20 protein-coding genes and 1 pseudogene are annotated in these 17,936 nt (G+C 69.7%); 12 read left to right on the plus strand and 9 right to left on the minus strand.

Features of this window, described 5'->3' with window-relative positions; translation table 11 throughout:
• The first annotated feature begins 319 nt into the window (after positions 1-319).
• The 5 genes from ABZ382_RS23410 to ABZ382_RS23430 are packed head-to-tail and all read left to right on the plus strand — an operon-like array spanning position 320 to position 5,958.
• Positions 320-3,586 carry an ATP-binding protein gene (locus ABZ382_RS23410; protein ID WP_357092284.1) on the plus strand — a complete coding sequence of 1,089 codons (3,267 nt, stop codon included), beginning with the start codon at positions 320-322 and terminating at the stop codon, positions 3,584-3,586.
• Positions 3,583-3,990 (plus strand): roadblock/LC7 domain-containing protein, encoded by a 408-nt coding sequence (locus ABZ382_RS23415; RefSeq protein ID WP_213559341.1) that lies wholly within the window; start codon positions 3,583-3,585, stop codon positions 3,988-3,990. The genes ABZ382_RS23410 and ABZ382_RS23415 overlap by 4 nt, the downstream gene beginning before the upstream one ends.
• A gap of 31 nt (positions 3,991-4,021) precedes the next feature.
• A complete protein-coding gene (locus tag ABZ382_RS23420) occupies positions 4,022-4,399 on the plus strand; it encodes a DUF742 domain-containing protein (RefSeq protein WP_357092287.1) in 378 nt (125 codons plus the stop codon).
• Entirely contained in the window at positions 4,380-5,075 is a 696-nt protein-coding gene (locus tag ABZ382_RS23425) for an ATP/GTP-binding protein (RefSeq protein WP_357092290.1), read from the plus strand. Before ABZ382_RS23420 ends, ABZ382_RS23425 begins: the two co-directional genes overlap by 20 nt.
• A 46-nt stretch (positions 5,076-5,121) precedes the next feature.
• Positions 5,122-5,958 (plus strand): hypothetical protein, encoded by an 837-nt coding sequence (locus tag ABZ382_RS23430; protein WP_357092293.1) that lies wholly within the window; start codon positions 5,122-5,124, stop codon positions 5,956-5,958.
• A gap of 6 nt (positions 5,959-5,964) precedes the next feature.
• Here ABZ382_RS23430 and ABZ382_RS23435 read toward each other — a convergent pair whose 3' ends face one another.
• Positions 5,965-6,750 (minus strand): VOC family protein, encoded by a 786-nt coding sequence (locus ABZ382_RS23435; RefSeq protein ID WP_357092295.1) that lies wholly within the window; start codon positions 6,748-6,750, stop codon positions 5,965-5,967.
• A 131-nt stretch (positions 6,751-6,881) separates the two neighbouring features.
• Between ABZ382_RS23435 and ABZ382_RS23440 the strand changes: the two genes are divergently transcribed.
• Together ABZ382_RS23440 and ABZ382_RS23445 are read left to right on the plus strand one after the other, a co-directional pair.
• Positions 6,882-7,910 (plus strand): DUF1906 domain-containing protein, encoded by a 1,029-nt coding sequence (locus ABZ382_RS23440; protein WP_357092298.1) that lies wholly within the window; start codon positions 6,882-6,884, stop codon positions 7,908-7,910.
• Positions 7,911-8,202: 292 nt separating this feature from the next.
• Positions 8,203-8,427, plus strand: coding sequence for a hypothetical protein (locus tag ABZ382_RS23445; protein WP_357092301.1), 225 nt, complete (start codon positions 8,203-8,205; stop codon positions 8,425-8,427).
• An 89-nt stretch (positions 8,428-8,516) separates the two neighbouring features.
• On the opposite strand, the gene rpmF is transcribed toward ABZ382_RS23445, so the two are convergent.
• Positions 8,517-8,690: a 50S ribosomal protein L32 gene (rpmF, locus tag ABZ382_RS23450; protein WP_357092303.1), complete on the minus strand. Its 174-nt coding sequence runs from the start codon at positions 8,688-8,690 to the stop codon at positions 8,517-8,519.
• Positions 8,690-9,985, minus strand: coding sequence for a GTP-binding protein (locus ABZ382_RS23455; RefSeq protein WP_357092306.1), 1,296 nt, complete (start codon positions 9,983-9,985; stop codon positions 8,690-8,692). Before ABZ382_RS23455 ends, rpmF begins: the two co-directional genes overlap by 1 nt.
• Before the next feature lie 111 nt (positions 9,986-10,096).
• Between ABZ382_RS23455 and rpmB the strand changes: the two genes are divergently transcribed.
• From rpmB to rpsR, 4 genes are read left to right on the plus strand one after another with little or no spacing between them, the layout of a single operon-like run.
• A complete protein-coding gene (gene rpmB, locus ABZ382_RS23460; RefSeq protein ID WP_357092309.1) occupies positions 10,097-10,333 on the plus strand; it encodes a 50S ribosomal protein L28 in 237 nt (78 codons plus the stop codon).
• A 10-nt stretch (positions 10,334-10,343) separates the two neighbouring features.
• A complete protein-coding gene (rpmG, locus tag ABZ382_RS23465; protein WP_067710392.1) occupies positions 10,344-10,514 on the plus strand; it encodes a 50S ribosomal protein L33 in 171 nt (56 codons plus the stop codon).
• Position 10,515: 1 nt separating this feature from the next.
• The gene (gene rpsN / locus ABZ382_RS23470; RefSeq protein WP_357092312.1) at positions 10,516-10,821 is read left to right on the plus strand and encodes a 30S ribosomal protein S14; all 306 of its coding nucleotides are present in this window, start codon (positions 10,516-10,518) and stop codon (positions 10,819-10,821) included.
• Between the two features lie 42 nt (positions 10,822-10,863).
• Entirely contained in the window at positions 10,864-11,118 is a 255-nt protein-coding gene (gene rpsR / locus ABZ382_RS23475; protein ID WP_357092315.1) for a 30S ribosomal protein S18, read from the plus strand.
• Between the two features lie 155 nt (positions 11,119-11,273).
• Here rpsR and ABZ382_RS23480 read toward each other — a convergent pair whose 3' ends face one another.
• On the minus strand, positions 11,274-11,834 hold the full coding sequence (locus tag ABZ382_RS23480; RefSeq protein WP_357092318.1) for a LysM peptidoglycan-binding domain-containing protein: 561 nt from the start codon (positions 11,832-11,834) through the stop codon (positions 11,274-11,276).
• Positions 11,835-12,051: 217 nt separating this feature from the next.
• On the opposite strand from ABZ382_RS23480, the gene ABZ382_RS23485 reads away from it, so the two are divergent.
• Complete coding sequence (locus ABZ382_RS23485) at positions 12,052-12,513, plus strand: hypothetical protein (RefSeq protein ID WP_357092320.1); 462 nt, start codon at positions 12,052-12,054, stop codon at positions 12,511-12,513.
• 93 nt (positions 12,514-12,606) lie between these two features.
• Here the strand turns inward: ABZ382_RS23485 and purH are convergent, their stop codons facing one another.
• The 5 genes and pseudogenes from purH to ABZ382_RS23510 form a co-directional block, all read right to left on the minus strand.
• Positions 12,607-14,181 (minus strand): bifunctional phosphoribosylaminoimidazolecarboxamide formyltransferase/IMP cyclohydrolase, encoded by a 1,575-nt coding sequence (purH, locus tag ABZ382_RS23490; protein WP_357092323.1) that lies wholly within the window; start codon positions 14,179-14,181, stop codon positions 12,607-12,609.
• Positions 14,178-14,813 carry a phosphoribosylglycinamide formyltransferase gene (gene purN, locus ABZ382_RS23495; protein ID WP_357092326.1) on the minus strand — a complete coding sequence of 212 codons (636 nt, stop codon included), beginning with the start codon at positions 14,811-14,813 and terminating at the stop codon, positions 14,178-14,180. The genes purH and purN overlap by 4 nt, the downstream gene beginning before the upstream one ends.
• A gap of 103 nt (positions 14,814-14,916) precedes the next feature.
• On the minus strand, positions 14,917-16,530 hold the full coding sequence (locus tag ABZ382_RS23500; protein WP_357092327.1) for a DUF6350 family protein: 1,614 nt from the start codon (positions 16,528-16,530) through the stop codon (positions 14,917-14,919).
• A 118-nt stretch (positions 16,531-16,648) separates the two neighbouring features.
• Entirely contained in the window at positions 16,649-17,650 is a 1,002-nt protein-coding gene (locus ABZ382_RS23505; RefSeq protein WP_357092330.1) for a DUF5336 domain-containing protein, read from the minus strand.
• A gap of 207 nt (positions 17,651-17,857) precedes the next feature.
• Positions 17,858-17,936, minus strand: a pseudogene (locus tag ABZ382_RS23510) (hypothetical protein); the annotation flags it as partial.

Genomic DNA, 17,936 nt, shown 5'->3' on the forward strand with positions numbered 1-17,936 from the left:
GCCCACAACGACTGAGAGTCCACTGAGAAGGGCCCCTCCGACACGCCGGGTGGGTGAGGCAGATGACCTGCGTGTTTTACGAACGGCCGATGCCGAGTGGTTGCAGTGTCACCCAATTCGACGCGAAAGCCGTTGTGGCAAGCCCGCATTCGGAGGCTTATACACTACGCCCTCCGAATTGCCGTTACTCAGCTCACGCGGTATGTTGCAGGCCGGAAAAGAAGACCCTTAGTTGGTTCTGCGCGGGCTCGACCCCAAAGCCGTACAACCGCATACGTACCCGGGGGTCAATCGTGAAAGCGGAGGCGACGGAAGCGGGATGGAAGCAGCACCCCGGTCGTGGCAATTCAGCCTGTCCAACTGGCCCGTTACCCGCAAGGTCGGCATCGTGCTGGTGCTCCCGGTGCTTCTCGCCGCGACCTTCGCGGTACTGCGCATCAACAGCGAATTGCAGACCATCTCCAAACTGAGCGCGGCCTCGGAGCAGATGGACGTGCTCCGCCCCACGGTCAAATTCCTCACCAGCACCAATGAACTCGCGGTCGCCGCCATCGTCGGCGGCAACCAGGACGTGGACGCCGACCTCGACGCCGCCACCGCCAAGTTCGACCAGGCCCAGGCCGAACTGGAGACCGCGCTCAAGTCCTCCAACGCCGACCCCAACGTCGTGAAGGAACTGGGCACCGCCATCGCGGTCGCGAAGACCATGCGCAACAGCCTGCGCACCAGCTCCCCCCAGACCATCGGCGATCAGGCCGACGAGGTGCAGACCCGGGCGCAGAACTCGCTCGCGGGCGCGCCCACCGTCGGCGACCTCCGGGTGCAGCAGTCCTTCCTGCAGTTCGGCGCCGCCCTGACCGCCTCGCGCCTGCTCACCCAGGAGCGCGTCATGCTCGCGGTGCCGGGCGCGGGCGCCAACCCCGCGCTGCGGACCAAGCTGCTGACCGCCATCGGCGCCGAGATCACCATGATCGAGGTGTACCGCGGCATGGCGCCGGAATCGGCGGCGAACGCGAACACGCTGAAGGACAATGCCGGCGCCCGCGTCGGCATCCTGATGCAGAACGTGCCCGACCCGGGCACCCTGCCCGCCATGCAGGACTCGCTACGCGGCAGCGCGGACGCCTACGCCTCCGAGGTCGCCACCGTCGCGAGCACCATGGGTTCCAAGCTCGGCGAGCTCACCACCGAGGCGCGCAACAACGTGCTGCGTGACACCTCCATCGTGATCGGCATGCTGCTGGCCGGTCTCGCGCTGGCGCTGGTGGTGGCCCGCTCGCTGGTCGTCCCGGTCCGCCGCCTGCGGCGAGACGCCTTGCAGGTGGCCCACATCGACCTGCCGCAGGAGCTCGAGGTGGTGCGCGCCGGCGGCGCGACCCCGGAGATCTCGCCGGTCGACGTGCACACCACCGAGGAGATCGGGCAGCTGGCCCGAGCCGTCGACGACATCCACTCCCAGGCCCTCCACCTGGCCGCCGAACAGGCGCGACTGCGCCTGCAGATCGGCAACATGTTCGAAACCCTCTCGCGCCGCAGCCAATCCCTCGTGGAGCAGCAGCTGTCGCTGATCGAGGAACTCGAGCGCGACGAGGACGACTCCGAGCGCCTGCAGTCGCTGTTCCGCCTCGACCACCTCGCCACCCGTATGCGCCGCAACGGCGACAACCTGCTGGTGCTGGCCGGAACCGCGCTGCGCCGTGGCCATCTCGCGCCGGTGCCGCTGTCGGACATGCTGTGGTCCTCGGTCTCCCAGGTGGAGGACTACCAGCGCGTCGAGATCGGCACCGTGCCCGACGGCATCGTGGCCGGTGAGCCGGCCGTCGACATCGAGCACCTGCTGGCCGAGCTGATCGACAACGCGCTGCGCTACTCCCCGCCCACCACCCCGGTCGCGGTGTCGGTGGCGCGCGCGGTGGACGGCGGCTACCTGATCGAGATCACCGACCGCGGTCTCGGCATGAACGCCGACGACCTGCAGGGCATCAACGACCGCCTGGCCTCCGGTGGCGAGGTCAATGTCGAGACCGCGCGCCGCATGGGTCTTTTCGTCGTCGGCCGCCTGGCCAAGCGGCACCACATCACGGTGAGCCTGCGCCGCACCTCCGCCATGGTGCAGCAGCCGGGCATCACCGCCAGCGTGCACCTGCCGGGCAGCCTGGTCTCGCCCGCGCCGGAACGCGTCGGCGACCCGACCGGTCAGTACCCGGTGGCCACGGCGCTGCCCATGCCCCCGTCGGCCCTGGCCTCCGGGCCGATCCCGGCCGCGGCCCTCGCCTCGGGCCCGATTCCGGCCGCCTCCGGGCCGATTCCGCTGGCGCCGGGACAGATTCCGCCGCCCGTCGGCCCGATCACCGGACCGAACCCCGTGGTCAACCCGCCGCGGCTGACCCCGGTGCCGAATCTGCCCGAACCGCCCACCGGCCGCTTCCCGACCACCAGTTCCGGCCTGCCGCAGCGCAAGCCGGGCACCGATACCGGTGAGCACCCGATCGTCCCCGCGTTCCCGGAACCGCCGCAGCAGCCGGCCGATCGCTTCTCCGACGGATTCACCGACGCCTTCTCCCCCGACGACGCCCGGGCCTACGGTGCGAGCGCCGTCCGGCCCGAACCCGCGGCGCCGCAGGGGTCCGCCCCCATGAGCTTCTGGGGCGAGGCCGCCGAGTCCACGGAATCGGCCGAGTACAGCACGGTTTCCGAGCAGACCGCCGGGCCCGAGCCGGATCCGGAGGAACCGGCGGTTTACGCGCCGGAGCCGATCGCCCCGGCCGCGGAAACGGTCGCCCCGCTCCCCCAGCGGGTCGCGCCCCAGCAGGTCACGCCGATGCCGCAGCGGGTCGCCCAGGTGCCCGAGCGCCTCGTTCCGGCGCCCGAGCCGGTCGCGCAAGCGCCCGAGCCCTTCGCCCCGGCGCAGGAGACCTTCACACCGCCGGCCCGGGAGCCCTTCGTCCCGGCGGCCGGGTCCTTCGCACCGGCGCCCGGTCCGATCGCGCCGATCACCAACGCCCGCAACGGCGGCAACGGCTACGTCGAGAACCCCAACGGCCCGGACACCGGCAGCTACTTCGGCAACGGTTTCAGCGCCTTCGGCGACAATGACCGCCCCACGCTCCCGCCCACCGCCGGCCCCGGCAGCGTGAGCGTCGGCGACATCGGCGAAGCCGCTGTTCGAGGCGGCGACAACGCTATTCGCGGCAACGAGGCCGCACCCGCCGGATCTCGTCCGGCCGCGCCGCAGACCGGCCTGCGTCCGGTCGAGGGTGCTCCGACCCCGATCTACCAGCGCATGGTCTCCGAGTGGCTGGTGGAACCGGCCGACGGGCAGCAGACCGGCGCCGCCTGGTCGTCGACTTCGGACGTCGGCTGGGCCGCGGCCGAGGACGCGGCCAACCCGACCACAACCAGTCGTACCGAAGGCGGCCTGCCGATTCGGCGGCCCGGCGCCCAGCTGGTGCCGGGCGCGGTCGCCCAGGAGGACGACGGTACCGGCCGCGACCCGGAAGAGATCCGCACCAGCCTCAGCAGGCATCTCAGCGGCGTCCACTCCGGGCGGGCCGACTCCCAGTACAACGACGGAGGGCATGCATGACCGACACCCAGAGCACCACTACGGATGAGAATCTGAACTGGCTGGTCACCCGCTTCACCAAGGAGGTGCCCGGGGTCTCGCACGCCGTGCTGGTCTCCGCGGACGGTCTGCTGCAGGCCACCAGCCCGCACCTGCCGTCCGACCGCGGTGAGCAGCTGGCCGCGGTGACGGCCGGTCTGGCCAGCCTGTCCGCCGGCGCCGCACAACTTTTCGAGGGCGGCAAGGTGATGCAGTCCATCGTGGAGATGCAGCGCGGCTACCTGCTGGTCATGAGTGTCGGCAATGGCTCGCACCTGGCGGTGCTGGCCAACAAGCAGCACGACATCGGCCGCATCGGCTACGAGATGGCCCTCCTGGTCGACCGGGTCGGCTCCGTCGTCTCGGCCACCGCCCGCACTGCCTAGATGAGTCGAACACTGCCTAGATGAGCCGCAAATGACCAATCCTCATGGCGGTGGCGGTAACCGGCCACCGACCACCCGAGTTCGCCCCTACGCGTTGACCTCCGGCCGTACCGAGCCGGCGGTCGAGCTACCGCTGGAAGCGGTCGTCGAAACCCTGTCCTACACCGCCCACTTCGACTGGCCCGCCGGCGACGTGCGCACCGAGATCCTGCGGCTGGGCACGGCCCGGCTCTCGGTCGCCGAGATCGCGGCGCACCTGGGCCGTCCGCTGGGCATGGTCCGGGTCGTCATCGGCGATCTGGTGGTCGCCGGAACCCTGCGTGTGCATTCGACTTTGAGCGATCAGGCGACCTTCGACGAGCGCCGCTCCCTGATGGAGAGGACCCTGCATGGACTCCGCGCCCTATAACGGCGGAGGCTACCCCGCCGGCCCGCACGGGGGGCCGGCGTACACGACCGGGCAGTTCCCGAACCCGGGGCTGCAGTACCCGCCGCGGCAGGGCGAGGAGTCGCGCACCGCGTCGACCAAGATCGTCGTGGCGGGCGGATTCGGCGCGGGCAAGACCACCTTCGTCGGCGCGGTCTCCGAGATCGTGCCGCTGCGCACCGAGGCCATGGTGACCGGCTACTCGGACGGGGTCGACGACCTCGCCGCCACGCCCGGCAAGGAAACCACCACCGTGGCCATGGATTTCGGGCGCATCATCCTGCCCGGCAACCTGGTGCTGTACCTGTTCGGCACGCCCGGGCAGCGGCGGTTCTGGTTCATGTGGGACGACCTGATCAAGGGCGCCATCGGCGCGGTCGTGCTGGTCGACACCCGCCGCATCGAGGACAGCTTCGCGGCCGTGGACTTCTTCGAGGCCAAGTCGCTGCCGTTCCTGATCGCGGTCAACCGCTTCCCGGACGCGCCGCGCTTCCCGGTCGCCGAACTGCGTGAGGCGCTCAGCGTCCGCGAGGGCGTGCCGATCGTGGACATCGACGCGCGCGACCCGGTCGAGGTACGGCGGTCGCTGGCCGCGGTCACCGAATACGCGATCGAACGGCTGATGACGGCGCAGCGCGAAACCGCGCAGCGCGGCTGACGTTCGCCCATCCGGGTTCGGGCTTACGAAGGACAGGGGTGTCTGGATGATCTACTTCTCGATGGGCTACTGGGTGCTCGCGCTGGCGGTGATCGTGTCGTTCGCGGGGGCGGCCTGCGGGCTGGCGTGCATTCGGCAGTCCACCAAGTCGGTGACCCAGAAGTTCCGGATCGTATGGCTTTTCGTGGCGGCGGTGTCGATCGGCGGCGTCGGGGTCGCGATGCCGGTGTTCGTCTCCATGCTCGGTTTCGACGTGCGCGGCACCCAGCTGCGCTACGACAACCTGTCGATCACGTTGTTCTCGGTGCTGTCGGCGGTCGCCGTGTTCCTGGCGCTGCTGATCACCGGCAAGACGCTGGTGTGGTGGCGGCTGCTGGTCGCGGCGGCCGTGATGGCCTTCGGGATCGGCGACGTGCACCAACTGCTGCTGGGCGCCATCCGGATCCAGGGCACCGCGGACCGCGGCCTGGTGTCCACCGTCGCCGTCTACGCGATCGCGTTCGTGCTCTCGGCGCTGACCCTGTGGTTCAGCCTGTGGGTCGGTTCGGTGCCGATGGTGCTGGCCGGCGCGGTGGTGTACGCGGTCCTGGTGACCAGCATGCATTACGCCGGACTGACCGGTCTGCAGGTGCACGTGGACCCGAACGCGCCCGCGCCGCAGGGGAACGTGCTGTTCACCTTCTTCGTGCCGTTCTTCATCATCGGCACGCTGTCGCTGGCGATTCCGATCACCGCCATCCTGGTCGCTCCGGACCGGCGCGAGGCCCGCGCCCCGATGGCGACCCCCGATCCGGCGGTCGCGCACAGCACGTCGCTGCAGGCGGCCTCGCAGCACGCCGCGTCGCAGCAGCAGGGTGCGCGCCGGCCGGAATCGGTGCTCTGACCCGCACTAGCGCGGCACGTCCCGGGGATCCAGCAGACCGAACAGCTCGCCCTGGGGCGCGGCCATGATGGCCATCCGGCCGAACGGTCCGTCGGTGGCGGACATGAGCACGGTCGCGCCCAGTTCCACGGCGCGGGTGAGGCCGGAATCGATGTCCTCGGACTGGAACCAGGTCAGCCAGTAGGGCTGGGCGGGGGCGACGCCGTTCACGCTGTCGTCGTTGATGCCGCCGACCGAGCCGGTCCCGCCGGGCGGGGTGAAGGTGGCGTATCGCGTTGTCTCGTCGTCGAATTCGGCGAAGGCGAAGCCGAAGACCGCCGCGTAGAAGGACTTCGCGGCCTCGAAATCGCCGGTGTGCAAGTCGTTCCAGACGTAGGCGCCGTGCTCGTTGTACACCGCGGCGCCGTCGTGGGCGCGGGCCTCCCACACCGCGAACGGCGCGCCGGAGGCGTCGGCGGCGACGAACATGCGGCCGAACTCCATCACGTCGAAAGCGGGCACCAGCAGGCGGCCGCCCGCCGCGGTCACCTGCCGCGCGCAGGCGTCGGCGTCGGCCACCGCGAAGTACGTGGTCCACACCGAGGGCACCCCGGCCTCGGGTTTGGGCCCGATGCCGGCCACCGCGCGGCCGTCCCGCAGCGCCATCAGGTAGCCGCCCGACTCCTCCCCGCCGCCTTGCATGTCCCAGCCGAACAGTCCGGCGTAGAACTCGCCGGCCTTGGCCGGATCGTCGACCTGACAGTCGACCCAGCACGGTGTTCCGGGCGGCCACGCCTCGTCGCGTACAGGCATTTACGAATCTCCGTTCTCACTCATCAGTGACGCACCTCACAAAGCGCCCCCAGTCAACCACTCTCGATCGATCGCCGCGATGGTTCGGATTCGGCTCCCGGCGGCGCCGCCGTCGAATTACAGTGGGAGTCATGCGTTTCGGGCTGGACTACGCCGCAGGTCGGCCCGCGCCGAGTGCCATCACGGCCGACGGCTACGACTTCGTGGTTCGCTACCTGTCCGAGGGCGGCCCCTCGCTGCCGGGCAAGCTGCTCACCCCCGCCGAGGCGGATGACCTGCGCGCACACGGGATTTCCATCGTCGCCAACTGGGAGACCACCGCCGCCCGCATGCTGGACGGCTACGGCGCGGGTGTCACCGACGCCCGCGCCGCGCTGGCGCAGATGCTGCGCTGCGGCGGGCGGGCGGATCGGCCGATCTACTTCTCCGCGGACTTCGACGCCACCCCGCAGCAGCAGGTGCCGATCGACGCCTATCTGGACGGCGCGGCGAGTGTCCTCGGACGCTCGAATGTCGGTATCTACGGCGGGTATTGGCCGGTGAGCCGGGCGCTGGACGCCGGGACGGCGACCTGGGCGTGGCAGACGGTGGCCTGGTCGGGCGGGCGGGTGGATCCGCGGATCGCGATCTACCAGAACGGCGAGCAGGTGATCGTCGACGGCGTGGAATGCGATGTGAATCAAACCGACCGAATCGATTTCGGCCAGTGGGATGTGGAAACGGAGGAACCCGACTTGACACCCGAACAGGACGCGGCATTGCACGACATCCAGATCCAGCTGCGCGGACCCGGCCTCAATGGCTGGCCGCAGCTGGGCACCGATGCCCAGGGCCGCAACCGGACGGTGGTGGACGGGCTGGCGGCCGCGCTCACGCGGATCGACGAACTGCGCACCGAGATCAGCGAACTCGAAGCCACGACCGCCGAGTTGAAGGAGGAACTGGCGCGGGTGGCGGGCAAGGGGCACTGGCCCTTCCCGTTCTCGCTCGTCGAGGGTCCGGCCACCGCGTTCGCCGATCAGCTGGCAAAGCTCGAGCAGTTGCTGCCGGATGTGCCGTTGCCGGGCTGGGGAACCGGACCGAACGGACATTCCGGTGACAAGGCCGCGAATGGATCGGACTCGGCGAGTGCGGCGCCGAAAGCCGTATCCGACAGTTAGATTGGGTGAATTGTCGGATTCTCTCCGTCGGTGGAAGAACCCGAAACGGCCTCTGAAGTGGCGATGAGCGGGTTCTCCTGTAATCAGAAGAACCCGCCCTCAAGGCACGAGAATACCGTCACCAGGCCACGACTTCACAACTTTAGGAAGACTTTTTCGCACCCTCGCGAAAAGTCCACCCGTGACCGGGGCCTCCGCAACACCCGAGCAGATCACTGGTGGGACAGCAACTTCAACGCTATTGTCGGGCTCGTCCGTTCTCTTGTTCCAGTTCCAGACGAAGGAGGCTCTCGTGGCCGTCAACGTGGTACTCGACAAAGCTCTCGACAAGGCCTACGAATCCAAGTCTCTCGACGACATCCTGGCCGCGCCGCCGTCGGCGCTCGCCGGACTCACCGAGAAGCACGACGCCCAGCTGCTCGAGGCGCTCGGTGTGAAGACCATCGCCGAACTCGGCAAGAACAAGTACTTCCGTCTCGCCGCCACCCTGGTGGACCTGGCCGCCAAGGAGGGCTGACGGGCCCCGGGGAAACCCGTACCCGCAGCAGTGGGGAGGTTCGGGGGGCCAAGCCCCCGAACCCCCACGACCCGCGGATTCCCTCGGGCTCAGAGCTTCCCGGGATCGATCAGCCCGCGTTCGACGGCTCGCAGCAGCCTCCGCGGCACCATACGCACCACTCCCCCGACCGTGACCGGCACCAGATCCGGCGGACTTGCCTTCCACTGCGAGCGGCGGCTGTGGGTGTTCGCGCGGGACATCCTGCGCTTCGGAACGGCCATTATCGGTTCTCCTCACCTGTTGTCGAAGTCTGATTGCGCACGCGCGCATCGTCGGGCCGGGTGTCGCACGGCTCCTCGTGCCGGTCGCCGAACGGGTCGGCCCACAGCGCGACCCGCTCCGGGGCGAACCGCACCTGACGCAGTTCGTCCTCGTCCACCAGCGCCCAGTGCAGCGCGTGCCGGATCTCCTCGGGATCGGCGTCGGCGACCAGGATCACCAGCGAGGTGTGGCGGTCGCCGAAGTGCTCGTGCCAGCGCAGCGACGCCAGCGCGCGGCGTTCCGGATCCACCTGGTCCAGCTCGCGGGACGTCATGGCCGCCAGCCACTTTCCCGCGCCGCCGACCCGCAGCCCGCCGCCGGCCGATTCCAGCCACACCACCTCGTCGGGCTGGGTGGCCAGCCAGGCCCGGCCGCGCGCGCTCACCACCCCGTCCAGCAGCACGTCGATGGCCGAATGCAGTCGATCGGGATGAAAGGGCCGGTCTGTGGCGAATTCGACCAGTGCCACACCGCAATCCGGCTCCAGCGGAGGCGCACCGGCCAGCAGCGAGGCGTGCGGATCGAACGGCGCGCCGCGGCGCGCGTCGACCGGCACCCGCCGCAGCAGCCAGGTCAGATCGTCGACATCCAGCGCGGCGGGTTCGGCCACCCAGCCGATCGGTGCGCGCGGGGCCAGCCTGGCCAGCACCGCGCTGGTGCGCTCGCGGTCCGCCAGGTCGGCTCCGGAATCGAAAACCAGGAGGGCATCGGCGAATTCGGCCTGGCCGACGGCCAGTTGGGCCACCGTGCGCTCGTCCTCGACGGTGACGTGGCCGCGCTCGGCGAGCGTCTCGTCGCCGGTCGCGTCGGCGAGCCAGTCGCGCGCGTCGACGCAGGTGAGCACGGAATCAATCCGCACCGAACCGCCGGCCGGTCCGTCGACGCGACCGACCACACCGGTGACCACCACATCATCGATGGCCTGGCACACCGCTTCGGCCTCGAAGGCCGGGTCCAGCGCGAGGACGATGCGCCGCACCGAATCCCGTTCGGCCAGCAGGCACAGGTAGGGCAGCAGATCGGCGCGCAGGGTGCAGGAGACGCAGCCGTGCGCGAGTTCCAGCACGGTGACGGTCTCGTGGCCGTCGATGCGGACGGTCCGGCGCACCACACCCTGGCGCAGCTCGCTCAGATCGTGCCGCACCACGACGGTGCCCGGCTTCTCGCCCAGCAGGCGGGCCGCCCGTTCGACGCCGTCGGCCGCGCGTCCGGGGAGTCCCGCGAGGACGAGCACAGGCTTGCGTTGGGACGCCACCGGTCCCCCTTTCGACAATGATTTTCAATTACCGAGGAGTGACGGTACCGTGGAATACGCTCGTTGTCGAAAACGGTTGTCATAACCATTGAACTCTGGAAGGGAGTGCTCATGTCGGCCATCTGCCAGGTCACCGGCCGCAAGCCGGGCTTCGGCAAGTCCGTGTCGCACTCGCACAAGCGGACCAACCGGCGCTGGGACCCCAATATCCAGCGCAAGACCTACTACCTGCCCAGCGAGGACCGGCGCATCACGCTGACCGTCTCCGCCAAGGGCATCAAGACCATCGACCGCGACGGCATCGAGGCGGTCGTCGCCCGGCTGCGCGCGAGCGGCCAGAAGATCTGAGAGGGAGAAGATGGCATCGAAGTCGACCGATATCCGGCCCGTCATCAAACTGAAGTCCACGGCCGGGACCGGCTACACCTACGTCACCCGCAAGAACCGGCGCAACGACCCCGACCGGATGGTCCTGAAGAAGTACGACCCGGTCGTCCGCAAGCACGTCGACTTCCGCGAGGACCGGTGACATGGCGAAGAAGTCCAAGATCGCCAAGAACGAGCAGCGCAAACTGATCGTGGAACGCTGGGCCGAGCGGCGTGCGGAACTGAAGGAGATCATCCGCAAACCGACCACCGGCCACGCCGAGCGGGCGGCCGCACAGACCGCCTTACAGAAACTGCCGCGCGATGCCAGTCCGGTACGATTGCGCAATCGGGACGCCGCGGACGGACGCCCGCGTGGCCATCTCCGCAAGTTCGGTCTCTCGCGCGTGCGCGTTCGCGCGATGGCCCATCGAGGAGAGCTGCCCGGTGTGCACAAATCGAGCTGGTAAGCATCCACCATTCGTGAATCGCGTGAGTGAGGAACCGCTGACATGGCAGTGAAGCGAGCACCGTCGAAGAAGATGCGGGCCGAGCAAGCCCGCCGTCCGAAGAAGAACCCCCTCATCGCGGCCGGCGTCGAGACCGTCGACTACAAGGACGTGAACCTGCTCCGCACGTTCATCTCCGACCGCGGCAAGATCCGCAGCCGCCGCGTCACGGGACTGACCCCGCAGCAGCAGCGCCAGGTGGCGGTGGCCGTGAAGAACGCGCGCGAAATGGCTTTGCTGCCTTTCACGAGCCGCTAGCTCGCGAGGCGAGAACCCCAGGGTCGGAACACCTCTCGGACCGGCTGGGCCGGGTAATCCGCGAAGATCGCGCCACGTCGTCCCCTAATCATGAGGCCCCCGAGTGCTTTTGCACTCGGGGGCCTCATTTCACGTATGCGTGGCGGAGCCGCGGATTACGGGATGGTCAGCACCTGGCCGGGCTGAATCAGGTCCGGGTTGTCCACACCGGAGGCGTTGGCGATCTCCTGGTAGCGGTTGCCGTCGCCGTAGAAGCGCTCGGCGATGGCCCACAGGGTGTCACCCGGCTCGACGGTGTAGGTCTGGGCGGCGGGCGGCGGCGGGGGGACCTCCTCGACCGCGGCGGCCTGGGTCTGGACCGGCTCCGGAGCCGGGAGCGGGTTGTCGGTGTTGGTGCCCGACGACCACAGCGAGCCGCCGTCGGAGCCGTACAGCACGACATTGCGGTCGGCCTGCACGACCAAGCGGTCCGCGCTCTTGCCATTGGTCTCGGTGGACCAGGCGGCGCCGTCCTCCTTGTAGAGGACGAAGTTGCCGTCATCCTGCAGGGTCGCCTTCACGACGCCCTGACCGTTGGTGCCGGAAGCCCATTCGACCTTGCCGCTCGGGTCGGACAGCACCAGGTTGCCATCATCTTGCAGAGTCAGGGTGTACGCGCCGCCTTGCAGCGACTGACCACGACCGAGTTCTTCGCCAACCTTCAACGAGTCGCCCACGGTGCGTCCTTTCGGGAGGGGGGAACATGAGATAAGACGATGTCGCGGAACTGCATTCGCACATCTGGGGACGACAGTACCGACTCCGCCCCCGTCACCGCATCGTTACGCGCCGGTTCTGCGAAGATTTCGGCGTGTCTTCGCCAGAAATTCGCCAGATGGGCTTAGACGGCGCTCCGGACCGGTCGCGCGATCGCGGGACATTAGGGTGTCAGCCATGTACGGGACACGGGCACGCCGCCTGATCGCTGCCGCCGCAGCCACTCTCATCGGGATCGGCCTCACCGCCTGCGGGAACTCCGGCGACAGCGGCGGCACCACCTCCAGCAGCACCGGCGCGACCACCACCGCCGCCACGCCCACCGAAGCCACGAACGGACAAACCGGACGTGAGTTCACCGCCGACCCGACCATCGTGAGCCCGCACGGCATTCCGTTCGACAGCTGGACCCGCGTCGCCCCCGACAAGATCGCTGTCAACTTCCAGACCGGCTCCCCCGAATGCTACGGCGTGGACGCCAGCGTCAAGGAGACGTCGTCCACCGTCACCGTGGACCTGCGCTCGGGCACCCGCGCCGACGCGGTCGGCAAGATGTGCACCATGATCGCGGTCTTCGGCACCCTCGAGGTACAGCTGAAATCGCCGCTCGGCGACCGGAAAGTATTGAGCGCCACGTAAATCCCGCATACGCGACAGGGCCCGGACCGCATGTGCGATCCGGGCCCTGTCCCGATCTCGTGGTACCGCTACCGCGTCACCGCCGACTCACGCTCAGTGCGCGAAGTGGCGAGACCCGGTGAGGTACAAGGTGACTCCGGCCTCACGGCACAGGTCGATGGTGTCCTTGTCGCGGATGGAACCGCCCGGGTGCACGATGGCGCGCACGCCCGCCGCCACCAGGATCTGCGGGCCGTCCGAGAACGGGAAGAACGCGTCGGACGCGGCCACCGAACCCTTGGCCCGCTCCCCGGCCCGCTCCACCGCCAGCTTGCAGGAGTCGACCCGGTTGACCTGACCCATGCCGACGCCCACGGCCGCGCCGTCGTCGGCCAGCAGGATGGCATTGGACTTCACGGCACGGCAAGCGCGCCAAGCGAATTCGAGGTCACGCAGGGTGGCCCCGTCGGCCGCCTCGCCCGCCGCGAGGGTCCAGTTCGCGGCGCTGTCACCCTCGGCGTCGAGGATGTCGCGGTCCTGCAGCAGCACGCCGCCGCTGACCGGACGCAGCTCCGCGCCCTTGCGCTGGGCCGGATCGGCCACCAGCACGCGCACGTTCTTCTTGCGGGCCAGCACCTCCACCGCGCCGTCGGCGTAGGACGGGGCCACCACGACCTCGGTGAAGATCTCGGCGACCTGCTCGGCCATCTCGACCGAGACCTCACGGTTGGCCGCGATCACGCCGCCGTACGCGGAGACCGGGTCGGTGGCGTGCGCCTTGCGGTGCGCCTCGGCGATATCCGCGCCGACCGCGATGCCGCACGGGTTGGCGTGCTTGATGACCGCCACGGCCGGGGCGTCGAAGTCGTAGGCGGCGCGCCAGGCGGCGTCCGCGTCGGTGTAGTTGTTGTACGACATCTCCTTGCCGTGCAACTGCTGCGCCTGCGCCAGCCCGCGCGGGCCGCCCTGGCTGGTGTACAGCGCGGCCGCCTGATGCGGGTTCTCGCCGTAGCGCAGCACGTCCTCGCGCTCCCAGGTGCCGCCGATCCACGCCGGGAACTGCTGCGCGGCAGCGGATTCCGGCGCCACGGCCGGAACCGCGACACTGGTCATCCAGCTGGCGACCGCCACGTCGTAGGTGGCGGTGTGCTGGAAAGCCTTGGCGGCCAGGGCGGTCCGCTCGGCGAGGGTGAAACCACCCTGCGCCACGGCCGCGATCACCTCGGCGTAGTCACCGGTGTTGACGACCACCGCGACCGACGGGTGGTTCTTGGCGGCGGCGCGCACCATGGACGGACCGCCGATGTCGATCTGCTCCACACACTCGTCGACGCTCGCGCCCGAGGCCACGGTCTGGGTGAACGGGTACAGGTTCACCACGACGAGCTGGAAAGCCTCGACACCGAGCTCGACCAGCTGGTCGACGTGCTCCGCCTTACGGGTGTCGGCCAGGATGCCGGCGTGCACGCGGGGGTGCAGCGTCTTGACCCGGCCGTCCAGGGTCTCCGGGAAACCGGTCAGGTCTTCGACTTTGGTGACCGGAATGCCGGCGTCGGCGATCTTGCCGGCGGTCGAACCGGTGGAGACCAGCTCCACGCCCGCCTGGTGCAGACCGGTGGCCAGTTCGATCAGCCCGGTCTTGTCGTAGACGCTTACCAGGGCCCGCTTGATCGGCTTGCGTTCACTCACCGGAGAACTCGCTCATCTGGGATAACTGCCTTTCGTCCATCGGAGACAATGCCTCGGGTAGCGACGGCGGCGACGGTCTCCGCCAGCAGCCGACGCTCCACGACCTTGATGCGCTCGTGCAGGGTCGCCTCGTCGTCATCGGGCAGCACGGTGACCGCCTCCTGCGCCAGGATCGGCCCGGTGTCGACGCCCGAATCGACCAGGTGCACGGTCGAACCGGTCACCCGCACGCCGTAGGCGAGCGCGTCCCGCACCCCGTGCGCACCAGGGAACGCGGGCAGCAGCGCGGGATGGGTATTGATGATGCGACCGCCGAAACGGTCCATGAAAGCCGGGCCCAGGATCTTCATGAAGCCCGCCGACACCACCAGATCGGGCGCGAAGGCGGCCACGATCTCGGTCAGCGCCCGATCCCATTCGGCACGATCGGCGAACTCGCCCAGCGCGACCTTGAACGAGGAGACGTCGAACGCCTCGGCGTGCTCCAGGGCGGCACAGTCGCGATCCACGCCCACGGCGACCACCTGCGCCGGGTAGCCCGGCTGCCGGGTCGCTTCCAGCAGGGAACGCAGCAGGGACCCGGTGCCGGAGGCGAGCACCACGACGGACGCGGGTGCGGTCGGCGGCAACATCGGGGCGGGCGTGGACGTCAGCGCACTACTCCCTGTCGATCGGGGCGGAGAAGGGACAGCGGGGGAACTATCCGCCGCCAACAGCCTAACGACCGTGCACCGGCTACTTGTCCGGCAGGTCTCCCTCTACCACTTCCGCGTCGACGATGTCGGGGTTGTCGGCGGATTTCACACCGGCGCCGGACCCGTCGTCGTCCTGGTCGTCGACCAGTTCGGCCTCCAGGGCGCCGTCGAGATCCTCGTCGTCGTACCAGCCGCTCTCGGCCTGGTGGCCGGCGTCGGACGCGGCGGCGGGGGCGGGGTCGCCCTCGCCGGGTTCGTCGTCGTAGTCGTCGTACTCGTCGTCGTAGTCGTCGTCGGCATACTCGCCTTCGGCGTAGTCGTCGTCGGCGTAGTCGTCCTCGTACTCGTCCGCGTACTCGTAGCCGTCGTCCGCGTAGTCGTCGTACTCGCCGTCCGCGTACTCGTCGTTCGCCACGGCGGGCGCCGCGGCCGGGCCGCCGAACCAGCGCGCGCCGAGCAGGCCCACGTATCCGGCGACCGCGAACCACACGAACACCAGCACCGCGCTCAGCGCGGTCGGGCCGATCCGGCCGAAGGTCCCGAGCTCGCCACCGGCCAGCGCGCCGAGCAGCGCCATGGCCACGGCCGCGACCCCGGCGGCGGTCAACGTCGCCCACGGCGCGGTCGCCCGATCCCGGGAGGTGCGACCGCATTCCAGCCCCGACAGCACGCCGATCGCCGCGGGCGCCAGCAAGAGCACCAGCCACCACAACGCCACCGGACCCGACGGCACCGCGGCTGCCACCGGCACCGCGGGCACCGGCGCGCCGTCGATCGCGAACAGGCTCAACGATCCCGGGCCGATCCGGACCTGCCCGCCGACCAGCAGGCTCACCCCGTCGACCGCGATATTCGGCAGGTAGGCCAGCGACAGCACCGTCAAACCCAGTGCGCCGGAGACGGTTCCGGCGGCCGCGCGATAGGTGTCGCCGATCCGGGACCAGTGCGCCAGGAACGACACCACGGTCAGCACGGCCGCGGCGGCCAGCAGCCGGCCCGCGGCCAGCGCACCCGCCCGGGCGCCGGGAACCACCCAGTCCGGCAGCGGCATCGGCAGCAGCTCCGCGAACTCGCGCCAACGGCGCGCACCGATACCGGCCATGGCGGCCAGCAGGTTCAGCCAGGCGACCCAGGCGAACGCGGCCAGGGTGTCCGGCGGCTGCAGCGGCACCAGGGCCGCCGCGTCCTCGGCCACCGCCAGGCAGACCGCGGTGATCAGCAGCGGGCCGCCCACGGCCGCGCCCAGCACCCAGCCCAGATCACGGATCTCACAGTCGGAATCGGCGGCCTGGGCACTGTCGCGGGCCACCAGCCACAGCATCAGGAAGGTCGGCAGCAGCGGCCACAGGCCGATCCCGGTCTTGCCGATGACCAGCGGAACCTGATGCACCGCAAGCCAGCTCGCGGCGATCGCCCCGGACGAGCCGCCCATGCCGCCGCCCGCCGCGAACAACGTGGCGTACACCAGAATGAAGATGATCAGCAGGGTGATGGCCGACGCCCGCGCCGCCACCAGCATCAGGACCCGCGCGAATTCCGGGGTGAGCGAACCGAATCCCCCGCCGTCGCCCCCGCTCCGCTGCGCCTGCGGCCGCCGCGGCGCCCGCAGGTCGGGGTCGCTCAGGCGAGCCAGGGCAGTTCTCGGGGCACTCATGGACAACCAGCGTGGCAGCATCTCGGAAACCGTAGGGTCAGGCGCGCCGGGAAGCGGCGCGCGGGCAAAGAGAACGGCCCCCGGTCGGATACCGGAGGCCGCACCTTTGACGCGGGAACTACTTGTCGTCCTGGCCCGGACGGAAGGCGCGGGTGGCGTCCGCGGCCGGATCGGCCGCCTGCTCACCACCGAACGGCTGCGCCGGGCGCTGCTGCTGACCGCCGAAGTGCTGGGTCGCGTCCGCGCTGCCCGCGGGCTGCTGCTGCGCGCCGTAAGACGGCTGCTGACCGAAGGACTGCTGCGGCTGCTGACCGTACCCGGGCTGCTGCTGACCGTAGGTCGGCTGCGAACCGGTGCCGTAGCCCGCGGGCTGCTGACCGTACCCGGCCTGCTGGCCATACGACGGCTGCTGACCGTAGGCGGGCTGGGCGGGCTGACCGAACGACTGCTGCGGCTGCTGGCCGTAACCGCCCTGCTGGCCGAACGACGGCTGCTGGTAGGACTGCGGACCGGTCTGGCTGAACGGCTGCTGCTGACCGAAACCACCCTGCGGCGCGGCCGGTTTCGGCTCCGGCGCCTTCACGATGCCGGCCTCGAACAGCAGCGCCAGCACCGCCACCACGGCCTGCACGAACGACAGGAACAGGATCACCCAGCCGCCCCACTTCAGCGTCATGCTGTCGCCGAGGTTGAAGGAGCCGAACAGGATTCCCAGGAACGCGCCCAGCGAGGCCGCCGCCACCAGGCCGGTGTTGCCGGTCTGCTTGGGCAGCAGGGACAGCCCGGCCACCAGGCCCGCGATCAGCAGGATCGTCACCAGCGCCGCGGAGCCCGCGCTCTCGAACAGGCTGAACGTGGTGTCACCGCCGACCCGGGTGTTGCCGATCTCGACGGCCTTGGTGCCGACATAGGGCGCGAAGCCCAGCAGGAAGTTGAGGACGCCGAGCGCGGCGACGCCGACGGTCAGGAAGAAGGGCAGGCCCTTGCCCGCGCCGGGCGTGCCGCCTGCGACAGGCGCTGCACCCGAACCGGCCGCGGGAACGCCCGCGCCGAATCCGGATCCGGAGGAAGGCGTCGGCTGGGGCGCGTTGTATCCCGAGCCCCCGGTCGGGTAAGCCATGTCGTCGTCTCCTATCGAGTCGTTCACGAACCTCCACCGACGCTACTGCACGCAGCGGCCGGTGGCAGCATCTACCACCACCCGTGCCTCTACCGCAATAGCCGATTCGGCGGGGTACCCGACCGCTGTACCCGCCCCCGCCCGCGCCCAAACGCCCGGCGGCAGGGGCATTGCTCACACCCCCGTGAATCACGAAGGCCGCCTGTCCAGGCACACGGGGCACACCTGGGTGTTGGGCTCGGCGCCGAATTCGGTCGGGCAGCCGCAGAACATCTTGGTCGCGGTG

It is taken from the genome of Nocardia sp. NPDC005825, assembly GCF_040630175.1.
Taxonomy (GTDB): Bacteria; Actinomycetota; Actinomycetes; order Mycobacteriales; family Mycobacteriaceae; genus Nocardia.